The sequence below is a fragment of the Streptomyces coerulescens genome, from assembly GCF_042657965.1.
In the GTDB taxonomy this organism is placed as follows: domain Bacteria; phylum Actinomycetota; class Actinomycetes; order Streptomycetales; family Streptomycetaceae; genus Streptomyces; species Streptomyces coerulescens.
In genome coordinates this window covers 1053984-1072135 of the sequence record NZ_JBHSKM010000002.1, presented here as the reverse complement: position 1 = coordinate 1072135, position 18152 = coordinate 1053984, and the positions used below count along the sequence as shown (strand labels likewise).

The following is an 18152-nucleotide window of genomic DNA, read 5'->3' as shown; positions in this document are numbered from 1 at the left end:
CGCCGTCCTAGACCGGCCGCTGCAGCACCGTAAGGCTGCGGTCCACCAGCGTCAGCCGGTCGCCGGCCTGCACCTTCGCCCCTGTCCCCGGCGGTACCCCGTCCGCGCGGGCGGTGTCGACGACCACCTGCCACTGACGGCCGTGATTGACCGGCACGACGAAGTCGAGGGTCTTGGGGGAGGCGTTGAACATCAGCAGGAACGAGTCGTCCGCGATGCGTTCCCCGCGCGCCCCCGGCTCCGAGATCGCGTTGCCGTTGAGGAAGACCGTCAGCGCCGACGCCTGCGCCCGGTCCCAGTCCCGCTGGATCATCTCCTTGCCCTGCGGAGTGAACCAGGCGATGTCCGACAGGTCGTCGTGCGTGCCCTCGACGGGCCGCCCGTGGAAGAAGCGCCGCCGGCGGAAGACCGGATGATCCCGCCGCAGCCACACCATCGCGCGCGTGAACGCCAGCAGCTCGCGGGGGAGGCCGTCCGCGTCGTCGTCCCCGTGCTCGGGCCACCGCACCCACGCCAGCTCGCTGTCCTGGCAGTACGCGTTGTTGTTGCCGCGCTGGGTGCGCGCGAACTCGTCGCCGTGGCTGATCATCGGCACGCCCTGGGACAGCATCAGCGTCGCGACGAAGTTGCGCATCTGGCGGGCGCGCAGTTCGAGGACCCCCGGGTCGTCGGTCTCGCCCTCGGTGCCGCAGTTCCAGGAGCGGTTGTGGCTCTCGCCGTCGCGGTTGTCCTCGCCGTTGGCGTGGTTGTGCTTGTCGTCGTACGAGACGAGGTCGTGCAGCGTGAACCCGTCGTGGCAGGTCACGAAGTTGATGGAGGCCAGCGGGCGCCGCCCGTCGTCCTGGTACAGGTCGGACGAGCCGGTCAGCCGCGACGCGAACTCCGCCAGCGCACGCGGCTCGCCGCGCCACAGGTCCCGTACGGTGTCGCGGTACTTGCCGTTCCACTCGGTCCACAGCGGCGGAAAGTTGCCCACCTGGTAGCCGCCCTCGCCCACGTCCCACGGCTCGGCGATCAGCTTCACCTGGGAGACCACCGGGTCCTGCTGCACCAGGTCGAAGAACGACGACAGCCGGTCCACCTCGTGGAACTGGCGGGCCAGGGTGGCCGCGAGATCGAAGCGGAATCCGTCGACGTGCATCTCGGTGACCCAGTACCGCAGCGAGTCCATGATCAGCTGGAGGACGTGCGGGGACCGCATGAGCAGCGAGTTCCCGGTCCCCGTGGTGTCCATGTAGTAGCGCGGGTCGTCGGTGAGCCGGTAGTACTGCGGGTTGTCCAGGCCCCGGAAGGACAGCGTGGGACCCAGGTGGTTGCCCTCGGCGGTGTGGTTGTAGACCACGTCGAGGATGACCTCGATGCCGGCTTCGTGCAGCGCGCGCACCGCCGACTTGAACTCCAGGACCTGCTGACCGCGGTCGCCCCAGGAGGCGTACGCGTTGTGCGGGGCGAAGAAGCCCAGGGTGTTGTAGCCCCAGTAGTTGTTCAGGCCCATGTCGACCAGGCGGTGGTCGTTCACGAACTGGTGGACCGGCATCAGCTCGAGCGCCGTCACACCCAGCTCGGTGAGGTGCTCGATGACCGCCGGGTGCGCGAGGGCGGCGTAGGTGCCGCGCAGTTCCTCGGGCAGCCCCGGGTGGCGCATGGTGAGGCCCTTCACATGGGCCTCGTAGATCACCGTGTGGTGGTACTCGGTGCGCGGACGGCGGTCGTCGCCCCAGTCGAAGTACGGGTTGACCACGACCGACGACATCGTGTGCGGCGCCGAGTCCAGGTCGTTGCGCCGGTCGGGCGCGTCGAAGTGGTAGCCGTACACCTCCTCGCCCCAGCGGATCGAGCCGCTGATCGCCTTGGCGTACGGATCGAGCAGGAGCTTCGCGGAGTTGCAGCGCAGACCCCGCTCCGGGGCGTACGGGCCGTGCACCCGGAAGCCGTAGCGCTGTCCCGGCATGACACCCGGCACGTACGCGTGCCGCACGAAGGCGTCGCTCTCCCGCAGTTCCACCGCCGTCTCCGAGCCGTCGTCGTGCAGCAGACACAGCTCTACTCGGTCCGCGGCCTCCGTGAAGACCGCGAAATTCGTGCCGGCGCCGTCGTAGGTGGCACCGAGTGGATATGCCTCTCCAGGCCAGACCTGCATGGACACGACTCTTTCAGCTGGAGCGCGCCGCCGGGGGCGCCTTGACGTCGAGTCTCCCCGAAAGTGATGGAACCACCTATGACTTACGTCCCTCTTAGCGGGCGACCAGTGCAGACGCGGGTACGCCGGCAAGGGCGTACCGGTGGGCCGATTCGTACTCCCGGAGACGTACGGGGAGTAGGGGGAAGATGTGCGCAAGATAGTGCACCGCCATCTGGGCAAGGTGGTGGCAGGTGCGGCCATCGCGGTGGCCGGAACGGCCGTGATGGTCGGAATCACCCTGCCGGGGACGGCGGGGGCCGACGAAACGGGAGGGAACAACGGCGGCCAGGCGGCTCAGCAGGCCGCCCAGGGGCAGGGTGCCGGCGCGGTGCCGCCGGGCGTCGTCGAACAGGCCCCGAACGAGGGTGACAAGGGCACGGGCACCGACCCGCTGACCGACGACGAGATGGACCGGGCCGCACAGCTCGCGGCGAGCCCGCAGATGCGCAGCGCCGGCGAGGACGTCGACGGCGGCCGCGGACCGCAGCGCCTCGGCGTCGACCTCGCCGAGCCGGAAGCCGGAGAGCAGGGCGGCGCGAGCGCGCCGCGCCGGGCCGAGGTGTCGTTCTACGACTACAAGTCCGACGCGCTCGTCACCAGGACCGTCAATCTCGACACCGGGAAGGTCGAGGAGACCTCCACCGAGCACGGCGTCCAGCCGCCGCTGAGCCGTGACGAGTACGCCGAGGCGGCGAAGATCCTGATCGCCGACCCGCTGGGCGCGGACATGAAGGCGGACTTCAAGGACGCCACCGACAAGGAGCTCACCTCCCCGGAGCAGCTCCTGCTCAACGGCGCCGTGTACCGCGCCACTGCGGGCGCCCAGCCCGCCGTGCTCGACAAGTGCGGCGAACACCGCTGCGTGCGGCTGTTCCCGAAGGTCAAGAACGGGCCCTGGATCGACGCCCGCTCCTTCGTGATCGACCTGAGTGCCCGCAAGGTCGCCAAGCTCGACCTGCGCTGAGCCGCACTCGGTTCGCTTTTCCCACTCGCACACCACATACCTGCACCTCACGTACTTGCACCTCCTGTAAGGGAGTCACTTCTTCATGCGCGTAGAGAGTTCGAACAGCGGCCTCGGGCCGCGGAGAATGAGCCGTGCCCGCAGGGGCGCCGCCGTGGGCGTGTCCCTGGCCGCGCTGGCCGCCGGCGCGACCACCGGCGCCGGGCCCGCCTCCGCCCAGCCGAAGAACGCCCCGGCCCCGGCCGCCGACTGCAGCGCCGCCTACCGCATCGAGCAGAAGCTCACCGGCGGCACCACCTGGCGGATGTGCTGGCGCTACGACGGCAAGGCCGGGCTCGTCCTGGAGAAGATCTCCTATCAGCCCAAGGGCGAGACCAAGCCGATCAAGGTCCTCAACAGCGCCCGGCTCGGCCAGATCCACGTCCCGTACGACGACGGCAGCGTCGAGTACGACGACCTGACGGGCTTCGGCTTCGCGCAGGGCCTGATGAACCTCGACCCCGGCGAGTGTCCCGGCGGCACCATCAAGACCGTCAAGGTCCCCGAGGCCTGGCAGGACCCGAACGTCAAGGGCCTGTGCACCACGACCCGCGCGCGGGGACACGCCTACCGTATGCAGGGCGACACCGCAAACAAGGTCTACCAGGCCCAGAGCAAGGACCTGCTCGTCTACACGGTCAACCAGGTCGGTTGGTACGAGTACATGACCGAGTGGCGCTTCCAGGACGACGGCACGGTCACCATGAACGTCGGCGCCACCGGAAGCCTGTCGTACGACGACTACGACGCCGGCGACGGCCGCGGCTGGCCCATCGGCAAGGGCGACCGGGCCAAGGCCACCAGCCACAGCCACAACGTCTTCTGGCGCCTCGACTTCGGCCTGGACGGCTCCACCAAGAACCGTGTCGAGCAGTACGACTCGACGGTGACCGCGCCCGCCGCCGGTGACCGCGCCCCGAAGACCAAGACCACCGTCACCAAGGTCGGCAAGGAGCTCGCGGGCGACGCCAAGGCCTACCGCTGGTGGCGCATGGTGAGCGCGACCGGCAAGAACAAGGACGGCCACGCGCGCTCGTACGAGATCGTCCCCGGCGCGACCACGAAGTACCCGGGCCGCAGCTTCACCAAGCACGACGTGTACTTCACCGAGTACGACAAGTGCGAGAAGTTCGCGACCAACAACCCCGGTTGCGGCAACGGCCACCCCAAGTCCGTGGACAAGTGGGTGGGCGGCCAGGCCCTCAAGCACCCGATCACCTGGATGAACGTGGGCTTCCACCACATCGCCCGGGACGAGGACCAGCAGCCCATGCCCGTCCACTGGCAGGGATTCTCCATTGTCCCGCGTGATGTGACGGCTATGAATCCGCTCACTCCGAGCGAGCTCGCCTGGCAGAACGGGCACTGGCAGCCTCGTAGTTGAGAAACGACCCTGTCCATCCGGCTGCACCGCCCACCGCTCCCGGAGTACCCTTCCTTGATCGTTGGGACGGGGAGTGCTCGGGGGAGCGGAAGGCGGTGCGCGGGTGGGCTCGGGAGGGCTGGAGTTGCCCCCTGGTGACGAGGGTCACGAGGGGAACTCCACAGAGGTCCCACCCGGCACGGTGTCCCTGGCCCGGCCGATGGAGACGAGTTCCATCGGCCCGGAGCTGGACTGGGACCCCGACGCCTGGCGCGAGGTGCGTACGCGCGCCCAACGAGCGGGCCGGGCCTACATCTGGCTGAACCTCGTCGAGCAGCGGCTGCGCGCGGTCGTGGCCGCTGTTCTGCGCCCCATCTACGAACCCGTCCACGGCGACGAGTGGGTCGTCGCCGCGGCCGGCCCGGCCGGCCAGGAGTGGGTGCAGCGCGCGGTCGCCGTACGCGAGGTCAGCCGCCGCAAGGGGTATCTGCTGGACCCCGCCGACGACAACGTCCTCAGCTTTCTGACGCTGCCGCAGCTGCGTGAGCTGATGGTGCAGCACTGGCCGTGCTTCGAGCCGTACGTCGACGACCGCCGCGACGTCGAACTCGCCCTGGACGAACTCGAAGTGAGCCGCAACGTCGTCTCGCGCAACCGGGCCCTGTCCGAGGCGGTCCTCAACCAGGCCGAGCGTGCTTCGGCGCGGCTGCTGGAGGTTCTCGGCGGCAGTGGCGACGTGCCGTCGGCGCGCCGGCTGCCCATCGACGCGGTCGAGGACCTGGTCGGCGACCGCTACGCCGACGTGGTCGCCGTGCACCCCGACCGGGTACGGCTGCTGCGCCAGTTCCCGGCCGAGGACATCTTCGGCGGCGCCCGCCGGGTCGACGCCATAGGCATCGGCCTCAACCTTCTCGTGCAGAACTTCTCCGGGCGCCGTCTGGTGCGCCTCGCCGAGTCCGGCTGCCGGGTGCGGCTGCTGTTCCTGAACCCGGCCTCCAGCGCGGTCAAGCGGCGCGAGCGCGAACTCGGCATCAAGCGGGGCGAGCTGAGCCGCGCGGTCGAGATGAACATCCTGCACATGCGCCGGGTGCGGTCCCGGCTGCGCGACCCCGGCGCCTTCGAGATCCAGGTCTTCGATGAGACGCCCCGCTTCACGGCGTACCTCGTCGACGGTGACGGCGCCGACGGAGTGGCGGTCGTACAGAGCTATCTGCGGCGGACGCGCGGGCTGGAGGCGCCGGTGCTGGTGCTGCGCAACGGGCACAGAGTGGTCAAGTCGGACGGGATCGACGAAGGCGGGCTCTTCCCGACCTATCGCGAGGAGTTCGAACTCATGTGGGCGGATTCGCGGCCGGTGTCCTGAACTGTCCCGAGGTGGCCGACGGCTGCCCACGACCGTCCCCCGGCCTTGGGGGCGCACAAGCGGAATGCGGTCCTCTGATTGTCAGTGGCACATGGGAAGGTGGAGACCACTGGGGGAACGCACCACCAAGAAGGGGGACCGCCCATGGGCTGGCACCGTGAGCTGCTGATCGGCTTCGACCTGGAGACGACCGGTACGGATCCGCGCGAGGCGCGCATCGTCACCGGCGCCGTGATCGAGGTCAGGGACGGGCAGCCCATCGGGCACAAGGAGTGGCTGGCGGACCCGGGCGTGGAGATCCCGGCGGACGCGGTCGCCGTCCACGGCATCAGCAACGAACGCGCGGCCGCCGAGGGCCGCCCCGCCGACCAGGTGGCGAACGCCATCGCGGACGTCCTGGTCACCTACTGGAACACGGGCGTACCGGTCGTCGCGTACAACGCCGCCTTCGATCTGAGCCTGCTCTCCGCGGAACTGCGTCGGTACGGACTGCCGTCCCTGCGCGACCGCCTGGGCGGCCGGGAACCCGCCCCGGTCATCGACCCGTACACCATCGACCGCTGGGCCGACCGCTACCGCCGCGGCAAGCGCAACCTCGAAGCGGTCTGCCAGGAGTACGGCGTCGTCCTCGACTCCGCGCACGACGCCTCCGCCGACGCCCTCGCCGCGGCCCGGCTCGCCTGCGCGATAGCCGCCCGCCACCCCAAGATCGCGGGCCTCGGCCCGGCGGAGCTGCATCTCCGTCAGATCGAGTGGTACGCCGAGTGGGCGGCGGACTTCCAGAGCTTCCTGCGCCGCAAGGGCGACGCGACCGCGGTGGTCGACGGAACCTGGCCGCTGCGGGAGCCGGCGGCGGAGACCGTGGCGGGCGAGACGGTCTGAGAAGGTGCCTCTTCGCGGGCTGTGGCGGGGCTATGCCCTCGCCGCGATGCGTTCGATGCGGGGCTTGGCCAGCCGTTCGTAGTCAGCGCCGGAGATGAGCAGCGAGCGGTCGAGCCGGGCCGCGTTGAAGTACAGCTTCGGCTGGGCGACGACGTCCGGATCCGCGACGACTTCCAGGTCGGGATCGAAGCTGAACGGCAGGACCGTGCCGGGGACGGCATGCGCCAGCCGCTCGGCCGTCTCCGGGTCGCTGAAGCCGACGTAACGGGCGCCGAACAGCGCCCGCACGGCGTCCAGGTCCACCCGCCGGTCTCCCGGCACGACCGCGAGGACATGACGTGTCGTGCGCCGGTCCACCTTGACTCGCAGCACGATGCACTTCGCCGCTTCCGAGGCCGGGTGCCCGCGCAGCGCGCAGACGGCCTCGGTGCCGCCCTCGGGCTCGTGGTCGATGAGGCGGTGTTCGACGTGGGAGGAGTCGAGCAGGGCGATCAGGTGGTCGTAAGTGTCGTGGTGGGCGTGCTCGGGCATGCGGAGTCCTTGCCGGGAGTGTCTTGGGTGTCGGGGCTGCCTGGCGTGTCGGAGGTGTCGGGCGGGGGTGGTCGGTGTGCCGGTGCGCGTCGGTGGGCGCGTTCCACCGCCTGACCCCAGTAGGTGCCGGCGACCATGAGGGCCGCCCCGAGGCCGGTGAGCGGGGTGAGGTGGTCGCCGCCGAGGGCCACGCCCACCGCGACCGCCCAGACCGGCTCGGTGCCCAGCAGCAGGCTGGCCCGGCTGGCGGAGGTGCGCTGCACGGCCCAGGTCTGCGCGAGGAAGGCGAACACGCTGCAGAACAGGGCGAGATAGACGAGTTGGGCCCAGGTCGCGGCGTCGGAGCGGACCAGCGTCGGCAGGTCGTGGGCCGCGACCGGCAGGAACAGGACGGTGCCCACGAGGGTCTGCACGGTCGTCAGCTGCAACGGGCGCACGGACCGCCCGGCGGTGAGGCGACCGACGAGTGCGACGTGCACGGCCCGGATCAGCGCGGCACCGAGCATCAGCAGGTCGCCGAGACGGGGTTCGTGGAAGCCGTTGCCGGACATCAGCAGCCCGACGGCCAGGACGCAGACGGCGGTCGCGGCGAAGAAGGAGGCGGGCAGCGGGCCACGGCGGCCGCCGCGGTCGAGAAGCGGGGTGAGGACGATGGTCAGGCTGATGATGAGGCCGGCGTTGGCGGCGCTGGTGTGGGCGACGCCGTACGTCTCCACGACCAGGACTGCCGCCTGGGTCACCCCCAGGGGCAGGCCGATCCGCAGCTCGTCCCGCGTCCACGGGCGTGTCCCGCGCCGCCGGGAGGCGACCAGGCCGAGACAGGCGAGCGCGGACAGGGCGTAGCGGGCGAACAGCACGAGCAGGACGGGGAGGGCCGCGGTCGCCGTCTGGGCGGACAGATAGCTGGAACCCCAGACGAGCGCGACAAGGAGGAGTACCGCATCGGTACGGCGGACGTCGGACACCCGCCCACCGTGCACCGGAGATGTCCTTGAAGCCCAGTACCACCTTCTAAAACGATCATTTAGCAGACCTACATCGTCGTCCTACACTGAGGCGATGGACGAGCGACAGTTGCGGATCCTCCGGGAGCTGGGCGAACTGGGGAGTGTCACGGCGGTCGCCGACGCGCTGCTGGTGACACCGTCGGCGATCTCCCAGCAGCTGCGGCTGCTCCAGCGGGCGATCCCGGTTCCGCTGACCGAGCGGCAGGGGCGGCGTCTGGTGCTCACCGACGCCGGGCAGGCGCTGGCCGGCGCGGCAGTGGAGGTCGAGACGGCGCTCGCGCGGGCGCGGCACACCGTCGAGGAGTTCGTGGAGCGGCCGGACGCGGAGGTGTCGGTGGCGGCGTTCCACAGCGCGGGCACCGCCTTCTTCCCGCTGCTGCTCCGCGCGCTCGCCGGGCCGGATAGACCGGTGCCCAGGCTTGTCGACGAGGATGTGCCGCAGGAGGACTTCCCGCGGCTCACCCGGGAGTACGACATCGTCCTCGCCCACCGGCTGGACCACGCCCCGCCCTGGCCGGACACGGTGGCCGCGACGACTGTGCTGCGTGAGCCGCTGGACGTGGCCATGCCCGCCGACCATCCGCTGGCCGCCAAGCGCCGGGTCACCCCGCGCGACGTGGCGGACGAGTCCTGGATCACCGTGCACGACGGATTCCCGGTGCTGGCGGTCATCGAGGCGATCGCCGCGGCGGCCGGCCGGCGCCTCCATCTGGCCCACCGCATCAACGAGTTCGCGGTCGTCGCGGAGGTGGTGGCGGCCGGGGGCGGTATCGCGCTGATGCCGCGCTGGACGATGCCCCGGCATCCGGCGCTGGCCCTCAGACCACTGAGCGGCGTCCAGGCGAGACGCCATATCGACGCCCTCTACCGCCCGGAACGCACGGCGAGGTCAGCGGTCCGCACCGTGCTGACCGAACTGGGCCGCGCGGCGCGCGGTATCCAGAGCCGGGAGGCCGACGGCACGGTGGCGCCCTGACATCGAGCAGCCCCCGTACCTCAGCCGCTCAGAAGGGATACCACCGCACCGACTCGTCCCCGTCCCGCAACGAAGCCACCCGCCGCTCGAACTCGGCCAATGCCTTCGGATTCGACGGCGCGTGCTGGGCAACCCACGCACAACTCGCCGTCTCCCGCGCACCGCGCAGCACCGAGCAGCCCTCCCACTCGCGCACGTCCCAGCCGTAGGTCTCCACGAACGAGTCGTAGGCCGCCGCGGGCAGTCCGTACCGATCCCGCGAGAGCGCCATCACCACCAGGTCGTGCTCCCGCAGATCGAAGGCGAAGGTCTCCAGATCGACCAGGACCGGCCCGTCCGCCCCCACATGCACATTGCGCGGCAGCGCGTCCCCATGGATCGGCCCCGGCGCCACATGAGGCGTCAACCCCGCAGCGGCGGCCGCGAAACCGTCCCGCCGCTCCCGCAGATACGCAGCGTCCGCCGGATCGATCGCGTCCCCCGCCAGCCGCAGCCAACGCTCCACCCCGCCCAGCAACTCACGCGGCGGCAGGGCGAAGGAGGGCGCGGGCAGGGCGTGCACGACCCGTAGCAGTTCGGCCAAATCCCGGGGCTCGGCCGGCCGTACCGGATCCGGCAGCCGGTGCCACACGGTCACCGGATGGCCCTGCACCAGACGCGCCTTCGGCTCGGCGGCCCGCACCGCCGGCACGCCCGCCTCCTGCAGCCACCCGGCGATGTCCACCTCGCGCCGCGCCCGGTCGAGGAGTTCGGCGTCCCGGCCGACCTTGACGGCCAGGTCGCCGGCGGTGAAGACCGCGTTCTCACCCAGGGCGAGCAGGCGCGCGTCCCGCGCGGGTCCGGGCAGCACGTCCGCCGCGGCCAGTACGTCCCGCGCCCGTGCCTCGTCCATCGTCCGCCTCCGTGTGCATCGCCCGCCGTCAGCAACGGCGTCGCATTCTCGCCAACGGCGCTCAGTCTCGCATTTCCACAGGTCGGACCGCGTGCGCGCGGCCTTGACGGGGTACGGCGCCTTCACGACCATGACGGGGCCCACCCGAGCCGCGCAAAGGGGCTGATTCCGTGACATCGGTGACCGAGGCGGAGAGGTCGGTGAGACGCGCGCCGGGCGGCAAGGAGCGGCGGCACGTCATGGACCGCGGCGCCTGGTTCCTCGTGCTGCCCGCGCTGATCCCCATCCTGATCCTGAGCGTCGGTCCGCTGCTGTACGGCATCGCGCTGTCCTTCACCGACGCACAGTCCGGACGGACCCAGGCCACCCAGTGGATCGGCGCCCTCAACTTCCGGGATCTGCTGCACGACACGCTGTTCTGGGAGTCGTTCCGGATCGGCCTGGTCTGGGCGGTCGGCGTCACCGTCCCGCAGTTCCTGCTGGCGCTCGGCCTCGCCCTCCTCCTCAACGAGGACCTGCGCCTGCGCTGGCCGGCCCGCGCCCTCGCGATCGTCCCGTGGGCGATGCCCGAGGTCGTCGTCGGCGTCATGTGGCGGCTGGTCTACAACCCCGATGCGGGCATCCTCAACGAGACCCTGCGCGACCTCGGCCTGGGCGACGGCCGCGACTGGCTCAGCGGGCTCGGCACCGCCCTGCCCGCCGTCATCGTGGTCGGCGTCTGGGCGGGCATGCCGACCACGACGGTCGCCCTGCTCGCCGGCCTGCAGAACACCCCGCGCGAACTGCACGAGGCGGCGGCGGTCGACGGCGCCGGCGCCTGGCGCCGCTTCCGTACCGTCACCTGGCCCGCCCTGCGGCCGGTCGCCCTGTCCATCACGGCGCTCAACCTCATCTGGAACTTCAACTCCTTCGCCCTGGTCTACGTCCTCACCAGCGGCGGCCCCGGCGGCCGCACCCGCCTGCCGATGCTCTTCGCCTACGAAGAGGCCTTCCGTTACGGGCAGTTCGGCTACGCGGCGGCGATGGGATGCGTGATGGTCGCGCTGATCTCGATACTCCTCGCGCTCTTCCTCGTCGGCCGGCTCAGGGGAGGCGACGAGGCATGAGGACCAGCCGAACCGCCCGCGCCGGACAGTACCTCGCCCTGCTGGCGTACCTCGTCTTCCTGGCCTTCCCGTTCCTCTGGCTGATCTCCACCGCCTTCAAACCCCCGCGCGAGCTGGGCAGCCTGCACCCCACCTGGATCCCGGAGAACCCCACCCTCGCCAACTTCCGCCAGGCCTTCGACGAACAGCCCCTGCTGGACGCCGCCCTCAACTCCCTGATCGCCGCGCTCGGCGCCGCCCTGATCGCCGTACTGCTCGCGACCCCGATGGCGTACGTCATGGCCCGCCACCGCACCCGGCTCGCCCGGGCGGCGACCGGCTGGGTGGTCGTCAGCCAGGCGTTCCCGCTGGTCCTGGTGATCATCCCGCTGTTCCTGGTGCTGAAGAACCTGCGGCTGATCGACTCGATGCCGGGGCTGATCATGGTGTACGTGGTGTGGGCGCTGCCGTTCGCGCTGTGGATGCTGGTCGGATACGTCCGCGCGGTGCCGCCCGAGCTGGAGGAGGCGGCGGCCGTCGACGGGGCCGGGCGGCTGAGGACCCTGGTCTCGGTGACCGCGCCGCTGCTGGCACCCGGCATCGTGGCGACGGCGATGTTCGCGTTCGTCACGGCGTGGAACGAGTTCTTCTTCGCACTGGTCCTGCTGAAGACGCCGGAGAAACAGACCCTGCCGGTCGTCCTCACGCACTTCATCGGCGCGGAGGGTGTCGCCGACCTCGGCCCGCTGGCCGCCGCCGCGTTCCTCGCGACGCTGCCCTCGCTGGTCGTGTTCGCGCTCATCCAGCGACGGATCACGGGCGGCATGCTCGCCGGGGCGGTGAAGAACTGATGCGTACGAGACTGCTGTCGGCCCTCGTGCTGGCCCTGCTGGCCGCCGGATGCAGCGGCGATTCCAGCGACGGCGGCCCGGTCACCCTGCGCTTCCAGTCCCTCGCCTGGCAGGAGGAGTCCGTCGAGGTCAACAAGGAGCTGGTGCAGGAGTGGAACGCGAGGCATCCGGACGTCAAGGTCGAGTACGTACAGGGCAGTTGGGACGGCGTCCACGACCAGCTGCTCACCTCCTTCGAGGGCGGCGAGGCCCCGGACATCATCCACGACGCCTCGGACGACCTCGCGGACTTCGCGTACGGCGGCTACCTCGCCGATCTGACCGACCTGCTGCCCGCACGGCTCAAGTCCGACATCCCGCAGCGCAGTTGGGAGACGACGACCTTCGGGGACGGCGTCTACGGCGTGCCGTTCCTCCAGGAGCCACGGGTGCTCGTGGCCGACGCGAAGTGGCTGAAGCGGGCGGGCGTACGCATTCCGACCCCCGAACGGCCCTGGACCTGGCCGGAGTTCCGGACGATCACCGAGCGGCTGAGCGGGGACGGCAAGTACGGCGTGGCCTGGCCGCTCAAGGAGCCCGTCTCCGCCACCCTCAACCTGTCGCTGTCGTCCGGCGGGCGGCTCTTCCACCGGGACGCCGACGGCAAGGTCACCGTGCGCTTCGGGGCCGAGGACGAGGTCATGCCGCGCACCGTCCACACGCAGGTCAACGCCGACCGCAGCGCCTCCCCGACGACCCTGGGCAGCGGAGGTTCGGACACCCTGCCCGGCTTCTTCGGCGGCAGGTACGCGATGGTTCCGCTCGGCTTCTCCTACCGCCAGCAGATCGCGCAGCAGGCACCCAAGGGCTTCGACTGGCAGGTCCTGCCCGCACCGGCCGGCGCCGACGGGCTCACCCAGGGTGTCAGTCCGCAGACCCTGTCCATCGCCGAGGACAGCCCGCACAAGCGGGAGGCGGCCGAGTTCATCGACTTCCTGCTGAGCCCCGACAACATGGTGCGGCTGGCCCTGGGCGACTGGATGCTCCCCACCGGCACCGAGGCCCTGAAGGACCCGGCCCTGCACACCACCGAGAACGACTGGGCCACCGGAACCGCCCTCGCCGCACATCTGCGCTCGGCGCCCGCGCAGTCCGTACGCGGCTACCCGGAGTGGAAGGACAAGATCGCCACGCCCGCCTTCCAGGAGTACTACAGCGGCGCCATCGGCCTCGCCGAGCTGCGCGAGCGGCTGGAGGACGACGGGAACCTGGTGCTGGCGCGCTACCAACGCTGAGGTAATTCGGTTGTCCGCGTCACCGGGCCACGCCCAACGTGCCGTCCGTGGCAGCGAACAACGCGATCATCATCACCGGTCTCGGCCGGGGCTGTGCGCACTCCGTACGGAGTGCGCACAGCCCCGGCCGAGACCGGCCCGGGGAGCCACACCGCCCGCTGATTCCACGCGGACCCGCTTCTCCCTCCTTTTCTCTCCTGTCTTCCGGTGAGGGCCTTCGTCTGCCCTTCCCCCTCTCCACGGAAGACAAGGACCGCAGGCCATGGCCCGCTCCACCCGCGTTTCCCGCGCGCCTCGAAGTCGGCGCGGGCAAAGGCGCGTTGACCCAGGCACTCGCCCCGCGGTGCCGCGAGCTGATCGCGTACGAGATCGATCCCCGTCTCGTCCCCGGGCTGCGCGCCCGCTGCTCCGCCCTGCCCCGGGTCCGGGTGACCGCCGGTGACTTCCTCGTCGTACGGCCCCCGCGCACGCCGTTCTCCGTCGCCGGGAACGTGCCCTTCTCCCGCACCGCCGCCATCGTCGACTGGTGCCCGCGGGCGCCCGCCCTCACCGACGCCACGCTCCTGACCCAGCTGGAGTACGCCCGCAAGCGCACGGGCGACTACGGCGGCTGGACCCGGCTGACGATCCTGACCCGGCCGCGATGGGGGCACCTCCCACGCCCTTCAGGCAGTGGGGGGAGAGTGGCGGCTGGTGGGCCGGGTGGGGCGGCACAGTTTTCGGCCGGTGCCCCGGGTGGACGCCGGGATCGTACGGATCGAACGGCGCCGCACGCCGCTCCTCGACTCCCGAGCACAGGACAGCTGGCGGCATCTGGTCGCGCTGGGCTTCTCCGGCGTCGGCGGCTCGCTGCACGCGTCGCTGTGCCGGGCCCACCCGAGGCGGCGGGTCGACGCGGCGTTCCGTGCGGCCCGCCTCGATCCGAGGGCCCTGGTCGGCGAGGTGCCGCCGGGGGCGTGGCTGAGGCTGCACGAGGTGCTGGAGGTGCCTTCGCCATGAAAGCGAGTTGCACGAGACGTATCGTCTCGGTTAGCGTCGGAGTCATGACCAGTCCCGCTCACATCGCCATGTTCTCCATCGCCGCCCACGGGCACGTGAACCCCAGCCTCGAAGTGATCCGCGAGCTCGTGGCGCGCGGGCACCGGGTCACCTACGCCATCCCGCCCGCCTTCGCCGACAAGGTCGCCGCGACCGGCGCCGAGCCGAAGCTGTGGAACTCCACGCTGCCCGGCCCCGACGCCGACCCGGAGGCGTGGGGGAGCACGCTGCTGGACAACGTGGAGCCGTTCCTGGCCGACGCGATCCAGGCCCTCCCGCAGCTGATCGAGGCGTACGAGGGGGACGAACCCGACCTCGTCCTGCAGGACATCACCTCCTACCCGGCGCGCGTCCTCGCCCACCGCTGGGGCGTGCCCGTGATCTCCCTCTCGCCGAACCTCGTCGCCTGGGAGGGCTACGAGGAGGAGATCGCCGAGCCGATGTGGGCCGAGCCGAAGCAGACCGAGCGCGGGCAGGCGTACTACCGCCGCTTCCACGCCTGGCTGGAGGAGAACGGCATCACCCTGCACCCCGATCCGTTCGCGGGCCGTCCCGACCGCTCGCTCGTCCTCATCCCGCGGGCCCTTCAGCCCAACGCCGACCGCGTCGACGAGACGGTGTACACGTTCGTCGGCGCCTGCCAGGGCGACCGCACCGCAGAGGGCGACTGGCGGCGTCCGGACAGCGCAGAGAAGGTCGCACTCGTCTCCCTCGGCTCGTCCTTCACCAAGCAGCCGGACTTCTACCGGGAATGCGTGCGCGCCTTCGCCGGACTGCCGGGCTGGCACCTCGTCCTCCAGGTCGGCAGGCACGTCGACCCCGCCGAACTCGGGGACATCCCGCCCCATGTCGAAGTGCACCACTGGGTCCCGCAGTTGGCGATCCTCAAGCAGTCCGACCTGTTCATCACCCACGCCGGCGCCGGCGGCAGCCAGGAGGGCCTGGCCACGGCCACCCCGATGATCGCCGTACCGCAGGCCGTCGACCAGTTCGGCAACGCCGACATGCTCCAGTCCCTCGGCGTCGCCCGGCACATCCCGACGGAGGAGGCCACCGCCGAGACCCTGCGCGAGGCCGCCCTCGCACTGGTCGACGACCCCGAGGTGGCCCGGCGGCTGAAGGACATCCAGGCGGAGATGGCGGGGGAGGGCGGCACCCGACGGGCCGCCGACCTGATCGAGGCGGAACTGCGGTCGGCCAGGGCATGAGCGAGGGCCCGTCGGCTCCTGAGGAGTCAACGGGCCCTGTTCGTGGGGCGGGTGGGTCAGACCGGGACGCGTTCGCCCTGGTCGTCGTGGGCCGTCCCGCGGGTCACGGCCTCGGGGGCCTCGTCGTGGGTCAGGTCGGGCAGACGGTGGAGCCACTTCGGCAGGTACCAGTTGCGCTCGCCGAGCAGCGCCATCACCGCCGGGAGCAGGACGCCCCGGATGATCGTCGCGTCGATGAGGACCGCGGCCGCGAGACCGACGCCCATCTGCTTCATCGACTGCATGGACAGCGTGCCGAAGATCGCGAACACGGCGACCATGATGACCGCGGCGCTGGTGACGACGCCCGCCGTGGTGACCACGCCGTGCTGGATCGCGTCCTTCGTCGTACGGCCCCGCAGCCGTGCCTCACGGATCCGCGAGACCACGAACACGTGGTAGTCCATCGACAGGCCGAACAGGATCACGAAGAGGAACAGCGGCAGCCAGGTGATGATGGCGCCGACGCCCTCCGCGCCCACCAGCGACGCGCCCCAGCCGTGCTGGAAGACCGCCACGAGGATGCCGTACGCCGCGCCCACCGACAGCAGGTTCAGCACGATCGAGGTGACCGCGATGGTCAGGGAGCGGAACGACAGCAGCATCAGCCCGAAGGCGAAGACCACGACGAACGCGAAGACCGGGACGACCGCTCCGGCGAGCTGGTCGTTGAAGTCCTTCGAACCCGCGACCTGCCCGGTGATCGGCGCATCGACGCCGTCGACCTTGCCCAGCGTGGCCGGTCGCACGTCGTCACGCAGCTTGTCCAGGCTCGCGCCCGCCTTGTCGAGGTCGGAACCGCCGACCAGCGGGACGTACACGAAGGCGATGTTCTGCTCGTCGTGCAGCTTGATCTCCACCGGGCCGCGCGAGGCACCCGAACTGACCGCACGGTCACGGAAGTCGGCGAGCGCGGACTTCACCTCGGGAGCGTTGATGTCGTCGGCCTTGACGACGACCTCGGCAGGATCGGAACCGCCGGGGAAGGCCTCGTTGAGGCGGTTGTACGTCTGCACGATCGGCAGCGAGTCCCCGAACTCCTGGTCCAGCGTGAGGTTCTGGGTCTTCATGCCGAGCGCGGGAGCCGCGATGGCCAGCAGCGCACCGGCCGCGACGACGACCGAGATGACGGGCCGGGCCAGTACTCCCTTCAGCACGGCCGTCCAGAACCGGCTCTCGCGGTTCGCGCCGCCCCGGTTGCGACGGAGCCTGCTCTCCGGGTGCAGGAAGGGGATCTTGCCCTTCTCGACCCGCTCACCGAGCAGCGACAGCAGCGCCGGCAGCACGGTCACCGACCCGACCATGGCGACCGCCACGACCATCAGCGAGGCCAGGCCCATCGCCTCGAACTCGGCGAGACCGGTGAACAGCATGCCCGCCATCGCCACGCACACCGTGACACCGGAGACGATGATCGCCCGGCCACTGGTGGCTGCGGCGACCCGCAGCGCCGTCTGCGCGTCCCGCCCGGCCTGACGCTCCTCGCGCTCCCGGCGCAGATAGAACAGGCAGTAGTCGACGCCGACGGCCAGACCGACCAGCAGCATCACGGAGTTCGCGGTGTCGCTCATCGGCATGACATGGCTGACGATGCCCATCAGACCCATCGTCGCCATGATCGCGGTGACCGCGAGGAGCACCGGCAGCAGGGCCGCCACCAGCGCGCCGAAGGCGATGAGCAGAATGCCGAGGGCCACCGGCACCGCGGAGTACTCGGCCTTCTGGAAGTCGTCCCCGAACGCGTCGTCGAACGTCTTCATCATGCTCGCGCCGCCGATCTCCTCGATCCGCAGCGACCCGTGGTCCTTCTGGACGTCCTCGACCGCCTTCAGCACCGGCTCGACGCGCTCACCCGCGGTGTCCGAGTCACCGCGTATGTCGAACTGCACCAGCGCGCTGCGGCCGTCCTTGGAGATCGTCCGTGTGTCGTACGGCGACGTCACGTCCGTGACCTTGCCGGTGCCCTCGACCGCCTTGACGACCGCGGTGACGGCTGACCGGAACTCGCCGTCGGTGGCCTTGAGCGAACCGTCCTTCGCCTGGATCAGGACGGTCTCACTGGCCGGCTCCTCGATCCCCGCGTCCTCGATGATCTTGGCAGCGGTGTGCGTCTCGCCCTTGAGCTGGTCGCTGTCCTTGACGTCGACCCGACCGGCCGCCGAACCGAGCCCCATCGCCAGGGCGACGAACAGCACCCAGATGCCGACGGCAGCCCATCGATGGCGGGCGCTCCAGCCGCCGGCTCGGGCGGCGAGTCCCCGGACCCGCGTATCTCCGTTCCCCATGACGGGCTTGCCCCCTTGAATTGCGGTGGCGACCCCTGTCGCCACGTTTCCTTTCGAAGGTATGAGCCGGATAAAGGCAACTCATCGTGCTGCCCGGTGAAGTGGGACGGCCGGAAATCATCCGCTCGACCCCCGGGCCCTCCCCACTGGGGAGGATGAGAGCCCCTTACATC

The 18152-nt window shown here is 70.7% G+C and carries 13 protein-coding genes and 2 pseudogenes; 10 read left to right on the top strand and 5 right to left on the bottom strand.

All coding sequences use genetic code 11. The annotated features are described in order from the left end of the window. Nucleotides 1-7: 7 nt before the first annotated feature. Nucleotides 8-2140 (bottom strand): glycogen debranching protein GlgX, encoded by a 2133-nt coding sequence (gene glgX / locus ACFPQ9_RS06245; protein ID WP_380847770.1) that lies wholly within the window; start codon nucleotides 2138-2140, stop codon nucleotides 8-10. A 190-nt stretch (nucleotides 2141-2330) separates the two neighbouring features. Here glgX and ACFPQ9_RS06240 point away from each other — a divergent pair, with 190 nt between their 5' ends. The 4 genes from ACFPQ9_RS06240 to ACFPQ9_RS06225 all read left to right on the top strand — a co-directional run bounded on the left by ACFPQ9_RS06240 (nucleotide 2331) and on the right by ACFPQ9_RS06225 (nucleotide 6793). Further along, nucleotides 2331-3146, top strand: coding sequence for a Tat pathway signal sequence domain protein (locus ACFPQ9_RS06240; RefSeq protein ID WP_380847767.1), 816 nt, complete (start codon nucleotides 2331-2333; stop codon nucleotides 3144-3146). An 85-nt stretch (nucleotides 3147-3231) separates the two neighbouring features. Then, on the top strand, nucleotides 3232-4569 hold the full coding sequence (locus ACFPQ9_RS06235) for a copper amine oxidase (protein ID WP_465269554.1): 1338 nt from the start codon (nucleotides 3232-3234) through the stop codon (nucleotides 4567-4569). Nucleotides 4570-4672: 103 nt separating this feature from the next. Next, a complete protein-coding gene (locus tag ACFPQ9_RS06230; protein ID WP_380847764.1) occupies nucleotides 4673-5911 on the top strand; it encodes an SAV2148 family HEPN domain-containing protein in 1239 nt (412 codons plus the stop codon). A 144-nt stretch (nucleotides 5912-6055) separates the two neighbouring features. Then, nucleotides 6056-6793: a 3'-5' exonuclease gene (locus ACFPQ9_RS06225; RefSeq protein WP_380847761.1), complete on the top strand. Its 738-nt coding sequence runs from the start codon at nucleotides 6056-6058 to the stop codon at nucleotides 6791-6793. A 30-nt stretch (nucleotides 6794-6823) separates the two neighbouring features. Here ACFPQ9_RS06225 and ACFPQ9_RS06220 read toward each other — a convergent pair whose 3' ends face one another. Together ACFPQ9_RS06220 and ACFPQ9_RS06215 are read right to left on the bottom strand one after the other, a co-directional pair. Beyond that, the gene (locus ACFPQ9_RS06220; RefSeq protein WP_380847758.1) at nucleotides 6824-7324 is read right to left on the bottom strand and encodes a YbaK/EbsC family protein; all 501 of its coding nucleotides are present in this window, start codon (nucleotides 7322-7324) and stop codon (nucleotides 6824-6826) included. Further along, complete coding sequence (locus ACFPQ9_RS06215) at nucleotides 7285-8289, bottom strand: DMT family transporter (RefSeq protein ID WP_380847755.1); 1005 nt, start codon at nucleotides 8287-8289, stop codon at nucleotides 7285-7287. Before ACFPQ9_RS06215 ends, ACFPQ9_RS06220 begins: the two co-directional genes overlap by 40 nt. Nucleotides 8290-8383: 94 nt before the next feature. Between ACFPQ9_RS06215 and ACFPQ9_RS06210 the strand changes: the two genes are divergently transcribed. Next, entirely contained in the window at nucleotides 8384-9307 is a 924-nt protein-coding gene (locus ACFPQ9_RS06210; protein WP_380847752.1) for a LysR family transcriptional regulator, read from the top strand. A 28-nt stretch (nucleotides 9308-9335) separates the two neighbouring features. On the opposite strand, the gene ACFPQ9_RS06205 is transcribed toward ACFPQ9_RS06210, so the two are convergent. After that, nucleotides 9336-10199: a phosphotransferase enzyme family protein gene (locus tag ACFPQ9_RS06205; protein WP_380847749.1), complete on the bottom strand. Its 864-nt coding sequence runs from the start codon at nucleotides 10197-10199 to the stop codon at nucleotides 9336-9338. Between the two features lie 170 nt (nucleotides 10200-10369). On the opposite strand from ACFPQ9_RS06205, the gene ACFPQ9_RS06200 reads away from it, so the two are divergent. The 5 genes and pseudogenes from ACFPQ9_RS06200 to ACFPQ9_RS06180 all read left to right on the top strand — a co-directional run bounded on the left by ACFPQ9_RS06200 (nucleotide 10370) and on the right by ACFPQ9_RS06180 (nucleotide 15655). Next, on the top strand, nucleotides 10370-11305 hold the full coding sequence (locus tag ACFPQ9_RS06200) for a carbohydrate ABC transporter permease (protein WP_380847746.1): 936 nt from the start codon (nucleotides 10370-10372) through the stop codon (nucleotides 11303-11305). Then, a complete protein-coding gene (locus ACFPQ9_RS06195; RefSeq protein WP_380847743.1) occupies nucleotides 11302-12135 on the top strand; it encodes a carbohydrate ABC transporter permease in 834 nt (277 codons plus the stop codon). Before ACFPQ9_RS06200 ends, ACFPQ9_RS06195 begins: the two co-directional genes overlap by 4 nt. Further along, on the top strand, nucleotides 12135-13409 hold the full coding sequence (locus ACFPQ9_RS06190) for an ABC transporter substrate-binding protein (RefSeq protein ID WP_380847740.1): 1275 nt from the start codon (nucleotides 12135-12137) through the stop codon (nucleotides 13407-13409). Before ACFPQ9_RS06195 ends, ACFPQ9_RS06190 begins: the two co-directional genes overlap by 1 nt. A gap of 284 nt (nucleotides 13410-13693) precedes the next feature. Further along, a pseudogene (erm, locus tag ACFPQ9_RS06185) lies at nucleotides 13694-14408 on the top strand (ErmE/ErmH/ErmO/ErmR family 23S rRNA (adenine(2058)-N(6))-methyltransferase); the annotation flags it as partial. A gap of 7 nt (nucleotides 14409-14415) precedes the next feature. Continuing rightward, a pseudogene (locus ACFPQ9_RS06180) lies at nucleotides 14416-15655 on the top strand (glycosyltransferase). A 56-nt stretch (nucleotides 15656-15711) separates the two neighbouring features. Here ACFPQ9_RS06180 and ACFPQ9_RS06175 read toward each other — a convergent pair. Continuing rightward, nucleotides 15712-17979, bottom strand: coding sequence for an MMPL family transporter (locus ACFPQ9_RS06175; protein WP_380847737.1), 2268 nt, complete (start codon nucleotides 17977-17979; stop codon nucleotides 15712-15714). Nucleotides 17980-18152 lie beyond the last annotated feature (173 nt).